General features: G+C 70.8%; 17 protein-coding genes and 1 riboswitch. Of the genes, 10 read left to right on the forward strand and 7 right to left on the reverse strand.

Annotation, left to right across the window (positions count from 1 at the left end; translation table 11 throughout):
* From ACWDX9_RS30110 to ACWDX9_RS30120, 3 genes are all read left to right on the forward strand, one after another.
* The coding region (locus ACWDX9_RS30110) for an efflux RND transporter periplasmic adaptor subunit (RefSeq protein WP_449959729.1) at positions 1-1064 on the forward strand (1064 nt) is incomplete at its 5' end.
* Positions 1061-1756, forward strand: coding sequence for an ABC transporter ATP-binding protein (locus ACWDX9_RS30115; RefSeq protein ID WP_449959731.1), 696 nt, complete (start codon positions 1061-1063; stop codon positions 1754-1756). The genes ACWDX9_RS30110 and ACWDX9_RS30115, both read left to right, overlap by 4 nt.
* Complete coding sequence (locus ACWDX9_RS30120; protein WP_449959733.1) at positions 1756-2976, forward strand: ABC transporter permease; 1221 nt, start codon at positions 1756-1758, stop codon at positions 2974-2976. The genes ACWDX9_RS30115 and ACWDX9_RS30120 overlap by 1 nt, the downstream gene beginning before the upstream one ends.
* A gap of 37 nt (positions 2977-3013) precedes the next feature.
* On the opposite strand, the gene ACWDX9_RS30125 is transcribed toward ACWDX9_RS30120, so the two are convergent.
* From ACWDX9_RS30125 to ACWDX9_RS30135, 3 genes are all read right to left on the reverse strand, one after another.
* Positions 3014-3454: a hypothetical protein gene (locus ACWDX9_RS30125; protein ID WP_449959735.1), complete on the reverse strand. Its 441-nt coding sequence runs from the start codon at positions 3452-3454 to the stop codon at positions 3014-3016.
* A gap of 58 nt (positions 3455-3512) precedes the next feature.
* Positions 3513-4481: a rod shape-determining protein gene (locus ACWDX9_RS30130; RefSeq protein ID WP_449959737.1), complete on the reverse strand. Its 969-nt coding sequence runs from the start codon at positions 4479-4481 to the stop codon at positions 3513-3515.
* 111 nt (positions 4482-4592) lie between these two features.
* Positions 4593-5087, reverse strand: coding sequence for a PadR family transcriptional regulator (locus tag ACWDX9_RS30135; protein ID WP_449959739.1), 495 nt, complete (start codon positions 5085-5087; stop codon positions 4593-4595).
* A gap of 56 nt (positions 5088-5143) precedes the next feature.
* Between ACWDX9_RS30135 and ACWDX9_RS30140 the strand changes: the two genes are divergently transcribed.
* From ACWDX9_RS30140 to ACWDX9_RS30155, 4 genes are all read left to right on the forward strand, one after another.
* The gene (locus tag ACWDX9_RS30140; RefSeq protein ID WP_449959741.1) at positions 5144-6592 is read left to right on the forward strand and encodes an MDR family MFS transporter; all 1449 of its coding nucleotides are present in this window, start codon (positions 5144-5146) and stop codon (positions 6590-6592) included.
* A gap of 48 nt (positions 6593-6640) precedes the next feature.
* Positions 6641-6841, forward strand: coding sequence for a DUF5302 domain-containing protein (locus ACWDX9_RS30145; RefSeq protein ID WP_449959743.1), 201 nt, complete (start codon positions 6641-6643; stop codon positions 6839-6841).
* 169 nt (positions 6842-7010) lie between these two features.
* Positions 7011-7145, forward strand: a riboswitch (cyclic di-AMP (ydaO/yuaA leader).
* 186 nt (positions 7146-7331) lie between these two features.
* Positions 7332-8024, forward strand: coding sequence for a hypothetical protein (locus ACWDX9_RS30150; RefSeq protein ID WP_449959745.1), 693 nt, complete (start codon positions 7332-7334; stop codon positions 8022-8024).
* 38 nt (positions 8025-8062) lie between these two features.
* Entirely contained in the window at positions 8063-8908 is an 846-nt protein-coding gene (locus tag ACWDX9_RS30155; RefSeq protein WP_449959747.1) for an alpha/beta fold hydrolase, read from the forward strand.
* Here ACWDX9_RS30155 and ACWDX9_RS30160 read toward each other — a convergent pair.
* Together ACWDX9_RS30160 and ACWDX9_RS30165 are read right to left on the reverse strand one after the other, a co-directional pair.
* On the reverse strand, positions 8905-10119 hold the full coding sequence (locus ACWDX9_RS30160) for an aminotransferase class III-fold pyridoxal phosphate-dependent enzyme (protein WP_449959749.1): 1215 nt from the start codon (positions 10117-10119) through the stop codon (positions 8905-8907). The two genes, ACWDX9_RS30155 and ACWDX9_RS30160, sit on opposite strands and share 4 nt — an antisense overlap.
* Complete coding sequence (locus ACWDX9_RS30165; RefSeq protein WP_449959750.1) at positions 10116-11033, reverse strand: carbohydrate kinase family protein; 918 nt, start codon at positions 11031-11033, stop codon at positions 10116-10118. Before ACWDX9_RS30165 ends, ACWDX9_RS30160 begins: the two co-directional genes overlap by 4 nt.
* Before the next feature lie 46 nt (positions 11034-11079).
* Here ACWDX9_RS30165 and ACWDX9_RS30170 point away from each other — a divergent pair, with 46 nt between their 5' ends.
* Both ACWDX9_RS30170 and ACWDX9_RS30175 read left to right on the forward strand, forming a co-directional pair.
* Positions 11080-11664, forward strand: a complete 585-nt coding sequence (locus ACWDX9_RS30170) for a TetR/AcrR family transcriptional regulator (RefSeq protein ID WP_449959752.1) — start codon at positions 11080-11082, stop codon at positions 11662-11664.
* Positions 11665-11704: 40 nt separating this feature from the next.
* Positions 11705-12340, forward strand: coding sequence for a class II aldolase/adducin family protein (locus ACWDX9_RS30175; RefSeq protein ID WP_350728193.1), 636 nt, complete (start codon positions 11705-11707; stop codon positions 12338-12340).
* On the opposite strand, the gene ACWDX9_RS30180 is transcribed toward ACWDX9_RS30175, so the two are convergent.
* Positions 12335-13903 carry a DUF885 domain-containing protein gene (locus ACWDX9_RS30180; RefSeq protein WP_449959754.1) on the reverse strand — a complete coding sequence of 523 codons (1569 nt, stop codon included), beginning with the start codon at positions 13901-13903 and terminating at the stop codon, positions 12335-12337. The genes ACWDX9_RS30175 and ACWDX9_RS30180 overlap by 6 nt on opposite strands.
* A 22-nt stretch (positions 13904-13925) precedes the next feature.
* Here ACWDX9_RS30180 and ACWDX9_RS30185 point away from each other — a divergent pair, with 22 nt between their 5' ends.
* Positions 13926-15134, forward strand: a complete 1209-nt coding sequence (locus ACWDX9_RS30185; RefSeq protein ID WP_363981711.1) for a DUF4032 domain-containing protein — start codon at positions 13926-13928, stop codon at positions 15132-15134.
* Here the strand turns inward: ACWDX9_RS30185 and ACWDX9_RS30190 are convergent.
* Positions 15128-15730 carry an NAD(P)-dependent oxidoreductase gene (locus ACWDX9_RS30190; RefSeq protein WP_449959756.1) on the reverse strand — a complete coding sequence of 201 codons (603 nt, stop codon included), beginning with the start codon at positions 15728-15730 and terminating at the stop codon, positions 15128-15130. The two genes, ACWDX9_RS30185 and ACWDX9_RS30190, sit on opposite strands and share 7 nt — an antisense overlap.
* Position 15731: the final 1 nt, after the last annotated feature.

Below are 15731 nucleotides of genomic sequence, written 5' to 3' on the forward strand. Positions count from 1 at the left end.
GCCGGGGCAAGGTGGTCGCCGGGCTCCTGATCGCGCTCGTCGCCGCGGGCGGCGGGTTCGTGGCGGTCAACAGCGCCGGCCTGCTGAAGGGCGGCGCCGGCCCCACCCGGTCGGCCACCGCCCTGCCCCCGGCCACCACCGCGGTGACCAGGCAGACCCTGAACGACACCAGGGACGCCGACGGCGAGCTCGGCTACGGCCCCGTGACCACGGCGATGAGCAGGAAGCCCGGCACGATCACCTGGCTGCCCGACAGCGGCGCCCAGATCACCCGCGGCCGGTCGCTGTACCGGGTGGACAACCAGCCGGTCATGCTCCTGTACGGCGACACGCCCGCCTACCGCGACCTCAAGATCGGCGTGGAGGGCAAGGACGTCGAGAACCTTGAGCGCAACCTCAAGAAGCTCGGCTACGACGGTTTCACGGTCGACGACGAGTACACCTACGACACGGCCGAGGCCGTCAAGGAGTGGCAGGAGGACCGCGGCCTGGACGAGACGGGCGTGGTCGAGCTGGGCCGGGTCGTCTTCGCCCCCGGCAAGGTACGGGTGGAGAGCCTGGAGTCCGAGGAGGGCCAGCCGGCCGCCCCCGGGCAGAAAATCATGACATATACGGGCACGTCCAAGGTGGTCACGGTCGAGCTGGAGGCCGAGGACCAGCGGATGGCCAAGAAGGGCGCCAAGGTCGAGGTCACGCTGCCGGACGGCAAGAACGTACGGGGCAAGGTCACCGAGGTGGCCACGGTCGTCAAGCCGGGCGAGGGCCAGAACGCCGAGCCGGAGACCCGGGTCGAGGCGCTGGTCTCGATCGGCGAGTCCAAGTCCGCCAAGGGGCTGGACAAGGCGGCGGTGGACGTGACGTTCACGGCCTCCCAGCGCAAGAACGTGCTGACCGTGCCGGTCGCGGCGCTGGTGGCGCTGCAGGAGGGCGGCTACGGCCTGGAGATCGTCGAAGGGGGCAGGTCCCGCTACATCAAGGTCGAGACGGGACTGTTCGCCGGGGGACGGGTCGAGGTCAGCGGTGACGGGCTCACCGAGGGCATGACCGTGGGGATGCCGAAATGACGTACCCCATGATCGCGCTGACGGACGTGTCCAGGACGTACCCCGGCGGGGTGGCGGCGCTGCGGTCGGTGTCGCTGCGCATCGAGCACGGCGAGCTGATCGCCATCGTCGGGCCGTCCGGCTCGGGCAAGTCGACGATGCTCAACGTCGTCGGCACCCTCGACCGGCCCACCTCGGGGACCATCCACATCGACGGGTACGACGTCTCCAAGCTCTCCGACAACCAGCTGTCGGCGCTGCGGGCGACCACGATCGGGTTCGTGTTCCAGTCGTTCCACCTCGCCGCGAAGGTCCCGGCGCTGGACAACGTGGCCGACGGCCTCGTCTACACCGGCCTGAGCCGGTCGGAGCGGCGCCGCCGCGCGGCCAAGGCGCTCGAACGGGTGGGGCTCGGGCACCGGATGGACCACGAGCCGCACGAGCTGTCCGGCGGCGAACGGCAGCGCGTGGCCATCGCCAGGGCGGTGGCGGGCGAACCGCCGCTGCTCCTCGCCGACGAACCGACCGGGGCCCTGGACTCGGTGTCGGGTACGGGGGTGATGGAGCTGCTGCACGAGCTGAACGAGAGCGGCACCACCATCGTGATCATCACGCACGACCGGGAGATCGCCGCCAGCCTGCCCAGGCAGGTGCGGATGCGCGACGGCCGGATCATCTCCGACAGCGCGCGGGTCCCGCTGGAGGCGGTGTGATGGCCGTCGTGGAGGTGGCCCGGCCGAAGTTGTCCCCGGCCAGGATGCGGCCCCGCGACGTGATGCGCGTCGGGGCGGTCGGCCTGCGCACACGACCGTTGCGGGCCTTCCTGTCGGCGCTCGGCATCGCCATCGGCATCGCGGCCATGGTCAGCGTGGTCGGGCTGTCATCCTCGTCGGGCGCCGAGCTGGACCGTACGCTCTCCGCGCTCGGCACCAACCTGCTCACGGTCTCGTCCGGCACCACGCTCATGGGCGAGGCCGCGCAGATGCCGAAGGACGCGGAGGCGATGATCGAACGGATCGGCCCCGTCCAGGCGGCCTCGTCGATCGGGCGCATAAGCGAGGCCAAGGTCTACCGGTCGGAGGAGATCCCCGAGGCCCAGACCGGCGGCATGACCACGTACGCGGCCCGCCTCGACCTGCCCGCCACCGTCGGCGCGACGCTGCGGAGCGGGACCTGGCTCAACACCGCCACCGAACGCTACCCGGCCGCCGTGCTCGGCTCCTCCGCCGCCCAGCGGCTCGGCGTGGGCTCGATCGGGCCCGACACGCAGGTCGTGATCGGCGGCGTCCGCTTCGCGGTCGTCGGGGTCATGAACCCGGTGGCGCTCGCCACCGAACTGGACAGCGGCGTCCTGGTGGGCTGGCCGGTGGCGGAGTCCAGGCTGGGCTTCGACGGGCACCCGACCACGCTCTACACCCGTTCGGAGGAGTCCAAGCTGGAGGCCGTACGCCAGGTGCTGGCCGGCACCGCCAACCCGGAGGCGCCCAACGAGGTGGACGTCTCCCGCCCGTCCGACGCCCTGGCCGCCAAGCAGGCGACCAGCCAGGCGTTCGCCAACCTCCTGCTGGGAGTGGGGGCGGTGGCCCTGCTCGTGGGCGGGGTGGGGGTGGCCAACACGATGGTCATCTCGGTGCTGGAACGCCGCGCCGAAATCGGCCTCCGCCGCTCGCTCGGGGCCACCCGGGGGCAGATCCGCACCCAGTTCCTGGCGGAGTCGCTGCTTCTGTCGGCGCTTGGCGGGGGAGGGGGGATCCTGCTGGGGACGGGGGTCACGATGGGGTACGCGCTGTACAGCGGCTGGCCCTCCGTGGTCCCGGCCTGGGCCACCGTCGGCGGCCTGGCCGCCACCCTGGCCATCGGCGCCGCGGCCGGCCTCTACCCCGCCATCCGCGCCTCCCGCCTCTCCCCGACCGAGGCCCTGTCCACCCCCTGAGGCGCTTCCGGCGGCGGACCCAAGGGGCCGGGCGGTGTCAGTCGGTGGCGTAGCAGGTGGTCTTGCCGATGACCCGGACGCCGGGCCGGTCGCCGGAGAGCACGGTCAGCTCGAACGTCAGCCGTGTCTCGGGATTGCGCAGCACGGAGACGTCCTGATCCCCATCCCGCAGGTCCAGGTCGTCGACCACCTTGTCGTACCCCATCTCCTGGAGCAGATCCAGCAGCCCCGAGGAGGCGGAGGCGAGGTCGCTCTCGGCGCGGAAGTACCGCCGCACCTGCCCCGGCACGCACGAGTCGTCGTCCACCGGCGACTCGGTCGACAGCCGGAGGTCGGCGGAGCCGAGCAGGGCGCCGCCGTCGGAGTCGAGCTGCCGGGCGGCGTCTTCGAGTGTGGGCAGCTCGGCCGCCGCCGTGCAGGCCGTCATCGCCGCGACGCAGAGGAGCGCCGCGGATAAGCCGTGACGGCAGGCGCGCACGATCGGACCATATCCGAGATCGTCCGGGGCCCTCCACCAAAAGGCGAAAACAGAATGATCAACGGCGCCGGCGGAGCCGGGCACGCAGTCCCAGGTCGTCCACGCAGGTGCCGAGGCCGAGCGCCACGCACTCCAGCGGCCGTTCCGCCCGCCGTACCGGCATGCCCAGGGACTCCCGCAGCCGCTGCGCGAGCCCCGCGAGCAGCGCGCCGCCCCCCACCAGCACCACGCCGCGTTCCCCGAGGTCGCCGATCAGCTCGGCGGGGCAGCGCTCGACGGTCTCCCTCGCCGCCCACACGATGGACTCGATCGCCGGACCGGCCGCCTCCCGGATCCGCTCCACGGGCAGCCGCACGTCGTGCTCCTGACCGGTTTCGGGGTCTCTGGCGCGTACGGTAACGGGATTCCCGTCGGCGCCGGCCTGGTGTTTGGCCGCCTCCGCCTCGCGTTCGTCGATCGTGCGGCCGTGCTCGTGCTCGACCAGGCGGGCGATGGCCCGGTCCACGGCCCGGCCGCCGCCCGGGACCGCCGTCGTGGCCACGGCCTCCCCGCCGGAGAGCACGGCGATCCGGGCGGAGTCGCGCCCGATGTCGATCACCATGCCGCCCACGTAGTCGCGGACCGGCAGGCCCGCGCCGAGCGCCGCCGCGAGCGAGTGCGGGATCAGCCGGATCTGCCTGGCCTCCGCCTCGTACGCCACGTCGCGCAGCGTGGCCCGCTCGATCGGCGTGGAGCCGTCGGGCAGCGCCATGATCAGGCGTGGCCTGGCGAGCGGGCGCCGGTGCACCTTGCCCAGGAAGTGCTTGACCATCCGCAGGGCGAGGTCGCCGTCGGCCGGCAGACCGCCGCTGACCGGCCAGCAGATCTCCTCGCCCGTCGCGTCCGCGCCGTACCCGATGACCTTGCCGGTACGGCCGTCGATCGTCACCGCGGAGGGTTCGTCGAGCACGATGCCCTTGCCCCTGACGTAGATCCGCGTGCGGGAGCCCCCGAGGTCCATCGCCAGATCGCGGCCGAGGAGACTCATGACGCGACTGCGGACGTGGCGATCGTGGCGGGCATGCGGGGTCTATTTCCTGGGCCGCTCCAACGCAACACCAGGAACGGAGTGGTTCCCCTTTACCTGAGCGGGCGGGGCTCAGCGGCTCCTGAGGGCGGCCAGGGTCTCCTCGGCCCACTCGATGCCGGTGCGGACCTGGGCCAGCCCGAGCCGGTGCGCGTAGTGGCCGACCACGCCGGCGGGCCGGCAGTCGAGGACCGCCAGCCGTGCCTCGTACCCTGCCTTGATCCGCTCGACCACCGCGATCGCCTCCTCCGTGGACAGCAGCGGCAGCAGGAACGCCTGCAGCGCGGTCTCGTTGCGTACGACGAAGACGGGCTCGTGCTCCACCAGCCACGTGTGCAGCTCCCGCGCCCCCTCGGGGGTGATCGTGTAGATCTTGCGTCCCCTCGCGCCCTCCGACGAGGCCGCCACCAGGCCGTCGGCCGCCATCTTCACCAGCTCGGGATAGATCTGCGTGTGCCCGGCCTGCCACACGTGGTTGAGCGAGTGCTCGAACTTCTTGGCCAGGTCATACCCGCTCGCCGGGCCCACAGCCTCGAGCAGCCCGAGAAGCGCGATCCGAAGGGACATGCGCGCCAGCATATCGAAGACTTGACATGTCAGGGCTTACATATCAGTCTTCACATGTGAATGATGACATGAAGCCTCAAGGGCTCCTCTTGCTCGCGGTGCTCGGCGGGATGTTCCTGGCGATGCTCGACCAGACGATCGTCGGCACCGCGTTACCGCGGATCACGGCCGAGTTGGGCGGCACGACGCTCTACGTCTGGGTGGTGACGGCGTACCTGCTCACCTCGACGGTGACCGTGCCGCTCTACGGCCGGCTCTCCGACCAGCACGGCAGGAAGGCGCTGCTGCTGATCGGGATGGTGGTGTTCGTGGCCGGGTCCGCGCTGTGCGGGGCGGCGCAGGACATGCCGCAGCTCATCGCGTTCCGCGCGCTGCAGGGGCTCGGCGCGGGCGCGCTGCTGCCGCTGTCGATGGCGTTGGTGATGGAGATGTTCCCTCCGGGTACGAACGGCGCCCGCGTGCAGGGCGCGCTCGGCGGCGTGATGGGCCTGACGTACCTGGCCGGGCCGTTCCTGGGCGGGTTGTTCACCGACCACGCGACCTGGCGGTGGGCCTTCTACGTGAACGTGCCGATCGGCCTCGTGCTGATCGCGATCGTCGCGCGCCGCCTGCCGAACCGGCCGGGCGTGGGCGGCGGCGGGCGCCCCGACTACGCGGGCATCGCGGTCTTCACCGTGGCCATCAGCGCGCTGCTGCTGGGCCTGACGGAGAAGGGCCTGGACGGCAACACCTGGACCGACGCCTCCGTGGCCGGGCCGATCGTGCTCGCGGCCGCGTTGCTGGCGGTGTTCGTGCTGGTCGAGAGGCGGGCGGCCAGCCCGATCATGCCCATGCACCTGTTCGGCAACCGCACCTACACGCTCGTGAACGTCACGTCCTTCTTCACGGCCTTCTGCATGTACGCCGGTGTGGTGTTCCTGCCGCGCTACTTCCAGCAGTCCCTCGGCGTCAGCGCCACCGAGTCCGGGCTGAGGATCTACCCGATGACGCTGGCCATGGTCCTGGGCAGCGTCGTCATGGGTGCGCTCATGTCCAGGACCAGGGTCTACAAGCCGTGGCTGGTCGCCTCCCCGTTCCTGCTCGTCGCGGGCACCCTGCTCTGCCTGAACCTGACCGCGCACACCGACGGGCTGCTGCTGGCCGGCTGGATGCTGCTGATCGGGCTGGGCATGGGCCCGATGCTGTCCGGCCTGACCGTGGCCTCCCAGCAGTCCGTCGAGCCGCAGTACATCGGCGTCGCCTCCGCGAACCTGACCTTCTTCCGCCAGATCGGCGGCTCCGTGGCGCTGGCCGTCGGCGGCACCCTCTACACCTCGACGGTCACGGCGGACGCGCCCGTGCACGGCCTGGCCGCCGCGCACGCCTCCGCCGCGGCGGCGGTCATCCCGTCGCTGGGGGTGGCGGGGGCGCTGCTCGCCCTGATCGCGCTGGTGGCGATGCCGGCCAGGCGACTGGAGGTGCCCGCCACGCCGCAGAACAGGGTTGAGGCCAGTTTCGCGTCATAAGCGGCGCCATGCGAAGCTGTGATAGTCCCCAACACCATGGAGGTCCTCATGGCGGAAACACCGGAGCCGGAAGTCAGCGAGACTCCCGAGGACGAGATGAAGCGCAAGTTCCGCGAGGCGCTGGAGCGCAAGCGTAACCAGCACGCGGACTCGGGCGCGGGTGGCAAGGGCGGCGACCCATCGAAGATCCACGGGACGCATGGTCCGGCTGCGAGTAAAAGATCGTTCAGGCGCAAAAGCGGCGGCTGAGGCCGGGAATTTCAAGGGGGTACGGCAATGCCGTGCCCCCTTTCTCTATGCCGGAGGCAGGTAGATCTTTACACCGATTCATGACGAACTGTTTGTGTTTGTCCGGAATACGTGGTTAGAGTGATGCCCACTTACCAGCCGGTGGCGTGGACCTTACCCCAAAGGGACCAGCCGGCTGGCGCCGAATCCCGAGCACTCGGGAGCCGGGGACCCACCTCCCTGGGGTGAATCCGACCACGTGTCGGTAGGGCATCTCCACGTCCGAACCCGTCAGCTAACCCGGTAGGCGAGATGGAGAGGACGAATGCACAACTTGAATGATCACGTAGCACATCCATACAGCGTGATGACGACCGCCCTCTGAGCGGTCCCTTCCTCAGGCTCGTTTCGCGCTCCGCGTAGCTATTCCCCTGTCAGGTGCTTTGCCCTGCTACGCCCTTTTTCAAGTGAGCGCAACCTCCCTGCCCCCTCGCGAAGGACTGTACTTTTCATGTCTGCACGATCTTGCCTGCGTACCCTCGCTTTGCTCACCGCCTCCACCGTCGGCGCGCTCACCATCGCCGGCACCGCGGCCCACGCCGACTCCAACACGGACGAGAAGGTCCTGCTCAAGGGCTCGACCACCGCTTCGTACTTCTGGGACGACTCCTCCGGCCGCGCCGGGGACACCGGTCTGCCCGCCAGTGGCAAGCCCATGCAGAAAGGTCTGGCCGCCAGCCCGAGCTGGCCGCTCATGACCGAGGGATACGTGATTCACGACGGCAAGAAGCTGCCCTTCTTCGTCGGCGACCGCGGCCCGGGCGTGCCCTCCAACAACGGCGTCATGCTCGACCTGGACGGCAAGACGTTCGCGGAGCTGACCGGCGGCTCGTTCAACATGGAGACGCTCGGCGTCGACGGCGTCGGCGGCCAGGGGCACATCAAGGTCGACTACGTCATCACCAAGTGGGGCAACGGTCCCGGCAAGAAGAACTACCCGGTCCCGTTCTCGACCGGCGCCTGGTCCGAGCGTGACAACAACCCGGCTGAGCCCCCGGCGGCCGGTGTGGCCGTGCCGCCGCCGGCGCGCGCGGCCGGAGAGTGGAGCGCCGGCACGGGCGCCGTCGTGGCCAGCGCCGTGGCCGCGGTGGGCGGCGGCGTGGTGCTCGCCAGCGACCGCGTTCGCAATCTTCTCAAGGGCTGAACTTTACTGACCTGGACCAGAATGTCATTCTGGTCCTCGTGACCACCCGCGTAGCCGCGAACGGCATCGAAATCGCCTACGAGAGCTTCGGCTCGCACGAGGGGCGCCCCCTGCTCCTCATCATGGGGCTCGGCGCGCAGCTCATCCACTGGGATGAAGGGCTCTGCGCGCTGCTGGCGGACCAGGGACACCACGTCGTACGGTTCGACAACCGCGACGCCGGTCTCTCCACACACTTCTACGACAAGGGCGTTCCCGCGATGGGGACGCCCTCGCCGTATCTGCTGGACGACCTGGCCGACGACTCGGCGGGACTCATGGACGCGCTGGGCTGGCCGGCCGCCCACGTGGTCGGGGCGTCGATGGGCGGCATGATCGCCCAGGCGCTGGCCATCCGCCACCCGGACCGGGTGCTGACCCTGACCTCGATCATGTCCACTCCCGGCCCGTCGGCGGCCCCGCCCACCGAGGCCGCGCTCGCCACCCTCATGGCCGCGCCCCCCGCCGACCGCGACGCGGTCCAGGCCCAGGCGGTGCGGACCTGGTCGGTCATCGGCTCGCCCGGATACGAGCTGGACCGCGAGCGGATCACCCTGCTGGCCGGACTCGCGTTCGACCGCTGCTTCGACCCCGGCGGGACAGCCCGCCAGCTCGCCGCCATCATGGCCTCGGGCGACCGCACGACGGGGCTCGCCGGGGTGCGGGTGCCCACGCTGGTGCTGCACGGTGAGGCGGACCAGCTCGTCCCGGTCGCGGGCGGCCAGGCCACGGCCGCGGCCGTGCCGGGCGCCCGGCTGGTGACCTACCCGGGCATGGGCCACGACCTGCCGCGCCCGCTCTGGCCGTCCGTCGTGGCCGAGATCAGCAAGCTCACCGCCGCCTAGCCGAAGTGGGCACGGGTCTCCGCGAACGCCTGGTCCGTGCCCTCCAGCGCCCTGGCCACGTCGGCCTCCGTGTGCGCGGCCGACATGAACCAGTTGTGCCACGGGTGCAGGTAGACCCCGTGCCGCAGGCAGGCGTCGCTCCACCACATCGCGACGGAGAGGTCGGCGTCCCCGTCGAAGCTGAGCCACGGGATCGTGACGGGCCCCGTCTGGTTCACCACGAACCCGTGGGACTTGGCCTGCGCGTAAAGCCCCTCGCGGAGCTGCGTGCCCGCGCGTTCCATGGCGCCGATGCCGTCCGTGTCGCGCAGCGTCTCGATGGTCGCCTTGGCCGCCGCCATGGCGACCGCCGAGAACCAGAACGAGCCCGTCGAGTACAGCGTCTGAGCCGGTCCGCGCAGCGCGTCCGTGCCGGTGACGGCGGCGATCGGATAGCCGTTCGCCATGGCCTTCGACCAGGCGGTCAGGTCGGGCCGCACCCCGTACGGCTCCCAGGACCCCCGCAGGTCGACCCGGAACCCGGCCCGCACGTCGTCGATCACCAGCGCGGCCCCGAGCCGGTCGGCCAGGGCGCGGGCGCCCCGCGCGAAGGCGGGCTCCACCAGCTCCTGGTCCTCGAACGAGTCGTGCTTGAACGGCGTCACGATGATCGCCGCCACGTCGCCCTCCACGGTCGCCGCCGCGGCCTCCAAGGACTTGAGTGAGTTGTACGTGAACTCCACCAGGTCGGCCCGCTCGTTGGGCGTCGTGCCCGCCAGGGAGGGCGTGCACCAGGGGTCCGCCCCGTGGTAGGCGCCGTGCGCCATCAGGACCTTGGTCCGGCCGGTGGCGGCGCGGGCGACCATGAGCGCCTGCGTGGTGGCGTCGGTGCCGTTCTTGGAGAACATCGCCCAGTCGGCGCTGGGCACGGTGTCCACCAGCAGCTCGGCCAGCTCCACCATGATCGGGCCGGGGCCGTTGAGGCAGTCGCCGAGCGCGGCCTGCCGGGCGGCGGCCTCCTCCACGCGCGGGTGGCGGTGGCCGAGCACGACCGGGCCCCAGCTGCACATGAAGTCGATGTACTCGCGACCGTCCACGTCCCACTGGCGGCAGCCCTCGCCGCGTTCGAAGAACTGCGGGAAGCCGGGGGCGAAGAGGGCGGCGTTGAGGTGGCCGTACATGCCGCCGGGGACGACCTTCAGTGCGCGCTGACGGAGTTCTGCGTCGGTCATCCGAGAGTCCTTAGAGTCGAGTCGAGATCGATGAGGCCGGCGTCCGAGCCGAGCCCGGTGGCGACGCGGGCGGCGGTGGCCGTGCCCCAGCGGGCCGCGGTCAGCACATCCTGCCCGTGCAGGAGGCCCGTCAGGAACCCCGCGCAGTACGCGTCCCCGCAGCCGGTCGTGTCCGAGACGTCTACCTTGAGTGCGGGCACCGTCTCCGCGCCCTCCGGGGTGACCACCAGGCTGCCCGCCGCCCCCAGCGTGACGAGCACGCCGCGCGGCCCGTCGGCCAGCAGGGCCCGGGCGGCCTCGCCGACGTCGGAGGCGCCGGTCATGAGGAGGGCCTGCGACTCGTTCGGCAGCACGTAGTCCACGTGCGGCAGGAAAGCGCGGGCCATTCCCAATAAGTCGGGCATCTCCGAAAGGAGGTCCATGGTAATGACGGTGCCGGACGCGCGTACCTCGTCCAGGAGGGCGAAGAACGCCGGGTCACCGAGGCCGAAGGTGACGTCCATCCCGCCCAGGTGGATCGCCCGCACGCCGCGCAGCACCTCGGGGTCGAGGTCCGCGTACGTCACGCTGAGGTTGGCCCCCGGCACGTGGAAGCTGGGCCGCCCGCCGTCGGGCCTGATGGGCAGGATCGACGCGGCCGTCTGCTCGCCCGTCCGGCGCACGAGGCGCGAGACGTCGACGCCGCGCTTGGCGAGCACCGCCACCAGGAAGTCGCCCAGCTCGTCGTCGCCGGCGGCTCCCATGGTGATCACGGGGTTGCCCAGCTTGACCAGGTCGACGGCGGTCCCGGCGGCGGCGCCGGCGGCGGTGAGGCGGATCTGCTCCACCAGTACGGTGTCCTGGCCCTCGGGGATGTGATCGATGGGCCTGGCGAGAATGTCGACGATGTGGACGCCGACGGTGGCGACGGTCATAGTCTAAATAGACAGACGTCCGAATAAAAAGTCAATGGAGGAGCCGATGCCCAAGATCGTCGATCACGACGAGCGCCGGCGCGAGGTCCTGTCAGCCGCCCGCCGGCTGATCGTCAGGGACGGCATCGACGCCGCCACCACGCGGGCCATCGCCAAGGAGGCCGGATACTCCAACGGCGTGCTCGCCCACTATTTCGCCGACAAGGACGAGATCCTGCTGTCGGCGCTGCGCCAGTCGCACCAGCGCATCCGCGACCGGCTGACCCGCAAGGTCGAGGGCGCGACGGGGCTGGCCGCGCTGCGCGAGCTGCTGCTGGACAACCTGCCGCTGGACGCCGAGCGCACCCAGGAGTCGCGCCTGGAGGTCAGCTTCTGGAGCCGCAGCCTGGCCTCGGAGCGCCTGGCCGAGGTCCAGCGCACGGAGGCGGACGAGTTGCGCGCCGCCGTACGCGACCTGCTGGCTCAGGCCCGCGCGGCGGGTGAGCTGCGCACCGAGGACAACCTGGACGACCTCGCCGAGCACCTGCTCGCCCTGGTCGACGGCCTCAGCCTGCACCTGCTCCTCTACCCTGGCCGGCTCAAGCGCGTCGACGTCGAGCGCCTCATGCTCCAAGCGCTGGATCGTTTGTGACCATTGATGTATTTCGGACGACCGACTACATTGCCGACGCATGAGCCTGCGCGAGCAGTTGTGCGAGTACGGCCGGCGTGCGGTCGAGCTCGGCCTGGTCATCGGCACGTCCGGCAACCTGAGCGTGCGCGAGGGGGATCTGGTCGCGGTCACCCCCTCCGGGGCGGCGCTCGACCGGCTGACCCCGGAGATGTGCCCGGTCGTGGACGTCGAGGGCTACCTCGTCGAGGGCGACCTGCAGCCGTCCAGCGAGACCCCCATGCATTTGGCCGTCTACGCGACCACGGACGCCAAGGCCATCGTGCACACGCACTCGGTGTTCGGCACGATCGTGGCCACCACGATGACCGAGCTGCCGCCGGTGCACTACAACGCGCTGCTGCTCGGCGGCGTGGTCAAGGTCGCCGAGTACGCCACGTACGGCACGCCCGAGCTGGCCGCCAACGTCCGGGCGGCGATGGAGGGCAAGAAGGCCGCCCTGATGGCCAACCACGGCGGGGTGACCGTCGGGGCGACGCTGGAGGAGGCGTTCGAGGCCACCCGGCTGCTGGAGTGGCTGTGCGAGGTCTACGTCCGGGGGCTCAGCGTGGGCAAGCCGGCCGTCCTCACGAACGAGCAGCTCAACGCGGTGATCGAGCGCGCGCTGAACCCCCCGACGTTCCCTCGTCGCCTATGAGAGCGCCGCCTGCTCCGCCAGGCCCAGCGGCAGCCCGCCCGACCCGGCGATCCGGTCGTGGAACTCCTTCAGCGACCCCTGGAACGACTCCCGGATGCGGTCGATCTCGATCGCGCCCGTGAGGTAGGAGGGCGCCTGCGTGGGCCACGCGCAGTAGCGGTTCACCTCGCCCTGAGCGGTGCCCGGCGACAGCGACGCTCTGGTCGCCATGAACGTCTCCGCCTCCTCGATCGACATGTCCTCGCAGTGCAGCGCGGTGTCCACGACGATCCTGGCGGCGCGGAAGATCCGGCAGTCCAGGTGGGCCAGCTCGGTGGCGGGGGTGTCGAAGTAGCCCTGCTCGTGCAGGAGCTTCTCGACGTACAGGGCCCAGCCCTCGGTGAAGTACGGGGTGCGGAAGACCTTCCTGGCAGTACGCGGATTGCCCGCCATGTACGACAGGTGCCAGTGATGCCCCGGGTAGGCCTCGTGCACGGCGATCGAGGGCATCTGGGCCCGCGAGTTCGTGCGGAGGCGCTGGCGTACCTGCTCGGGGGTGAAGTCGTCGGGCGTGTAGGGGACGAAGAAGACGCCCTTGCGCGAGGCGCTCAGCGGTGGCGGCGCGAGGTAGTGGGCGACGGACAGCACCGGACGGGTGTACTCGGCGGACGGGAGCACGTCGCACTCCTCGCCGTCGGCGAACGTGACCAGGTCCCGCTCCCGCACGAACTCCCTGGCCCGCTGGGTCTCGGCCGCGTACTCGGCCCGCATGTCGGCCAGGGTCGGCGGATGGTCGTCCATGAGGAACTCCATCGCCGCCCGCCAGTCCTCTGCGCCGTTGACCCGCAGCGCCACCTGGCGCATCCGCGCGTCCAGCTCGGCCCAGGCGGCCTTGCCCTTCTCGTGCAGCTCGGCGGCGCCGTAGCCGAGCATCTCGCGTTCGCGCAGCAGCGTGGAGTAGAGCTTCTCGCCCATCCGCCAGGTACCGCCGCACTCGAAGCCCTCGAGGAAGGCGACCAGCTCGTCGAACGCCCGCGCGGCCGGTTCGGCGGCCTCGGCCAGCTTGGCGGCCAGGTCGGGGTCCCCGACCATGGACGGGATCGTACGCGTGAGGAAGTTGCGGCCGGTGCGGGCCTGACCGAGCCCGCGCTTGATCAGCAGCGGGGCGGCCAGCTCGGGGTCGAGGTTGGCGCGGCAGGCGGCCAGCACGCCGGGCACCTCGGCCAGGCGCGAGACGGCCGAGGACACCAGCTCGGGCTCCGGCTTGAGGCGCCGCTGGAACGGCGTGTACATGGAGGAGAAGATCGCGGACAGGTAGGTGGCCGGGTCACGCCGCCACTCGGGCCAGGAGGCGAGCGCGGTCGAGCCTCTCAGCTGGGAGAGGACCAGATCTCTGTCGATGGCGTCGTCGAGGGTGGCCGTTCGGAGGGAGGAGAGGCGGTCGAGCCAGCGGGCCTCTTCCCGCTCGCGGGCGGTCCAGCCGGAGGCCGTGAAGTCGCCGAGGGTGTGATCATAACCGTCGGCCCCCAATAAGCTGGCCACGACGGGACGGTCGGAAAAGTACCACTTGAGAAACTCGTCCACCAATGCACCATATCCTGTGGAAATGCCCCTGCAGATCACTGGCGCGCTAGGCGACCCTGACCTGATCCGCCTCCCTTGGGAGGTCCCCCTCCAAGATTGGCCGCAGTACCATCTCGTCGATCTGCCGCGCGGCATATCACGGCACGTGGTGCGGTTCGCGCGGCTGTCCGGCAAGGTGTACGCGATCAAGGAGATCAGCGAACGGTACGCCAAGCGCGAATACCAGCTGCTGTGGGACCTGGCCCGCCTCGACGCGCCCGCCGTGGAGCCCGTCGCCTACGTCACCGGCCGCGAGGAAGGGCTGGACGCGGCGCTGATCACCCGGCACCTGCAGTTCTCGCTGCCGTACCGCGCCGTCATGTCGGGCACGCTGCGGCCCGACACGCTCACCCGCCTGCTGGACGCGCTGGCCGTGCTGTTAGTGCGACTGCACCTGAACGGGTTCTACTGGGGCGACTGCTCGCTGTCCAACACGCTGTTCCGCCGGGACGCCGGGGCCTTCGCCGCGTACCTGGTGGACGCCGAGACCGGCGAGATGCATCCGATGATCAGCGAGGGGCAGCGGCTGGCCGACATCGACACCGCGCACACGAACATCTTCGGCGAGATGCTCGACCTGGAGGCCGGCGGGCTGCTGCATCCGTCCATCGACCCCATGGAGACCGCCGAGGACATCGTCACCCGCTACCACCGCCTGTGGGACGAGATCACCCAGAGCGAGATCATCGAGGAGGTCGACTGGCACCGCGTGGAGCAGCGGATCCGCCGGCTGAACCTGCTCGGCTTCGACGTGGCCGAGATGATGGTGCGGCGCAAGGTCGGCACCGGGCGGCTCATCGTACGGCCCAAGGTCGTGGACTCCGGCCACCACCAGCGGCGGCTGCTCCGGCTGACCGGGCTCGACGTGGAGGAGAACCAGGCGCGGCGGCTGCTCAACGACCTCGACGGGTTCCGGGTGGCCAAGGGGCTGCGGCACGAGGACGAGGCCATCGTGGCGCACCGGTGGCTGGCGGAGATCTTCCAGCCGACGGTCGAGGCCATCCCCGCGGAGCTGCGCGGCAAGCTCGAGCCCGCGCAGCTCTTCCACGAGATACTCGACCACCGCTGGTACCTGTCCGAGGAGACGGGCGCGGACGTGGGGCTGGCCGCGGCCGTGAAGTCGTACGTGGACAACGTGCTCGTCCACAAGCCCGACGAGAAGGCGCTGCTCCCGGAGGAGGCGGCTCAGTAGGCCACGGTGATGCGCTTGCGCGGGTGGGCGCCGTTCTCCAGCTCGTCCGCGACGGCGACCGCGTAGTCCTCGGCCGAGATGAAGCTGCGGCCCTCGGGATCGGCGAGCAGCGTGTCGCCGCCGATGCGGTAGACGCCGGTGCGCTCGCCCGGCGCGATCTCCGCGGCCGGTGAGATGTACGTCCAGTCCAGGTCCTCGACCTCCCGGTAGAGGCCGAGGGCCGACCTCTGGGCCTTGGACTCCTTTTTGTAGACCTCCGGGAAGTCGGGCGTGTCGACGAGGTCCTGTCCCGGCGCGATCTGGAGACTGCCGGCGCCGCCCACGACGATCAGCCTGCGTACGCCGGCGGCGCGCACGCCCTCGATGAGCGCGCGGTTGGCGTCCAGGAACGGCGGCTCGGGCTCGGTGCCGTCGCGGGGCGGGGCGATGGCGGAGACGACGGCGTCGTAGTCCTTGGCCAGGGTGGCGGCGTCGTGGACGTCACCCTTGACGGGGCCCTTGCGGCTGACGGCGGTCACCTGGTTGCCGCGATTCGCGAGCTCGGCGGCTATGCGCTGGCCGATCATGCCGGTCGCGCCAAAGAGCAGGATCTTCATG

Source organism: Nonomuraea sp. NPDC003201, from assembly GCF_053590415.1.

Bases quoted from the DNA above. Each gene is read 5' to 3' on its own strand.
- ACWDX9_RS30115 (WP_449959731.1), top strand. From the start codon at position 1,061: ATGACGTACCCCATGATCGCGCTGACGGACGTGTCCAGGACGTACCCC.
- ACWDX9_RS30120 (WP_449959733.1), top strand. From the start codon at position 1,756: ATGGCCGTCGTGGAGGTGGCCCGGCCGAAGTTGTCCCCGGCCAGGATG.
- ACWDX9_RS30130 (WP_449959737.1), bottom strand. From the start codon at position 4,481: ATGAGTCTCCTCGGCCGCGATCTGGCGATGGACCTCGGGGGCTCCCGC.
- ACWDX9_RS30135 (WP_449959739.1), bottom strand. From the start codon at position 5,087: ATGTCCCTTCGGATCGCGCTTCTCGGGCTGCTCGAGGCTGTGGGCCCG.
- ACWDX9_RS30145 (WP_449959743.1), top strand. From the start codon at position 6,641: ATGGCGGAAACACCGGAGCCGGAAGTCAGCGAGACTCCCGAGGACGAG.
- ACWDX9_RS30150 (WP_449959745.1), top strand. From the start codon at position 7,332: ATGTCTGCACGATCTTGCCTGCGTACCCTCGCTTTGCTCACCGCCTCC.
- ACWDX9_RS30160 (WP_449959749.1), bottom strand. From the start codon at position 10,119: ATGACCGACGCAGAACTCCGTCAGCGCGCACTGAAGGTCGTCCCCGGC.
- ACWDX9_RS30165 (WP_449959750.1), bottom strand. From the start codon at position 11,033: ATGACCGTCGCCACCGTCGGCGTCCACATCGTCGACATTCTCGCCAGG.
- ACWDX9_RS30170 (WP_449959752.1), top strand. From the start codon at position 11,080: ATGCCCAAGATCGTCGATCACGACGAGCGCCGGCGCGAGGTCCTGTCA.
- ACWDX9_RS30175 (WP_350728193.1), top strand. From the start codon at position 11,705: ATGAGCCTGCGCGAGCAGTTGTGCGAGTACGGCCGGCGTGCGGTCGAG.
- ACWDX9_RS30185 (WP_363981711.1), top strand. From the start codon at position 13,926: ATGCCCCTGCAGATCACTGGCGCGCTAGGCGACCCTGACCTGATCCGC.
- ACWDX9_RS30190 (WP_449959756.1), bottom strand. From the start codon at position 15,730: ATGAAGATCCTGCTCTTTGGCGCGACCGGCATGATCGGCCAGCGCATA.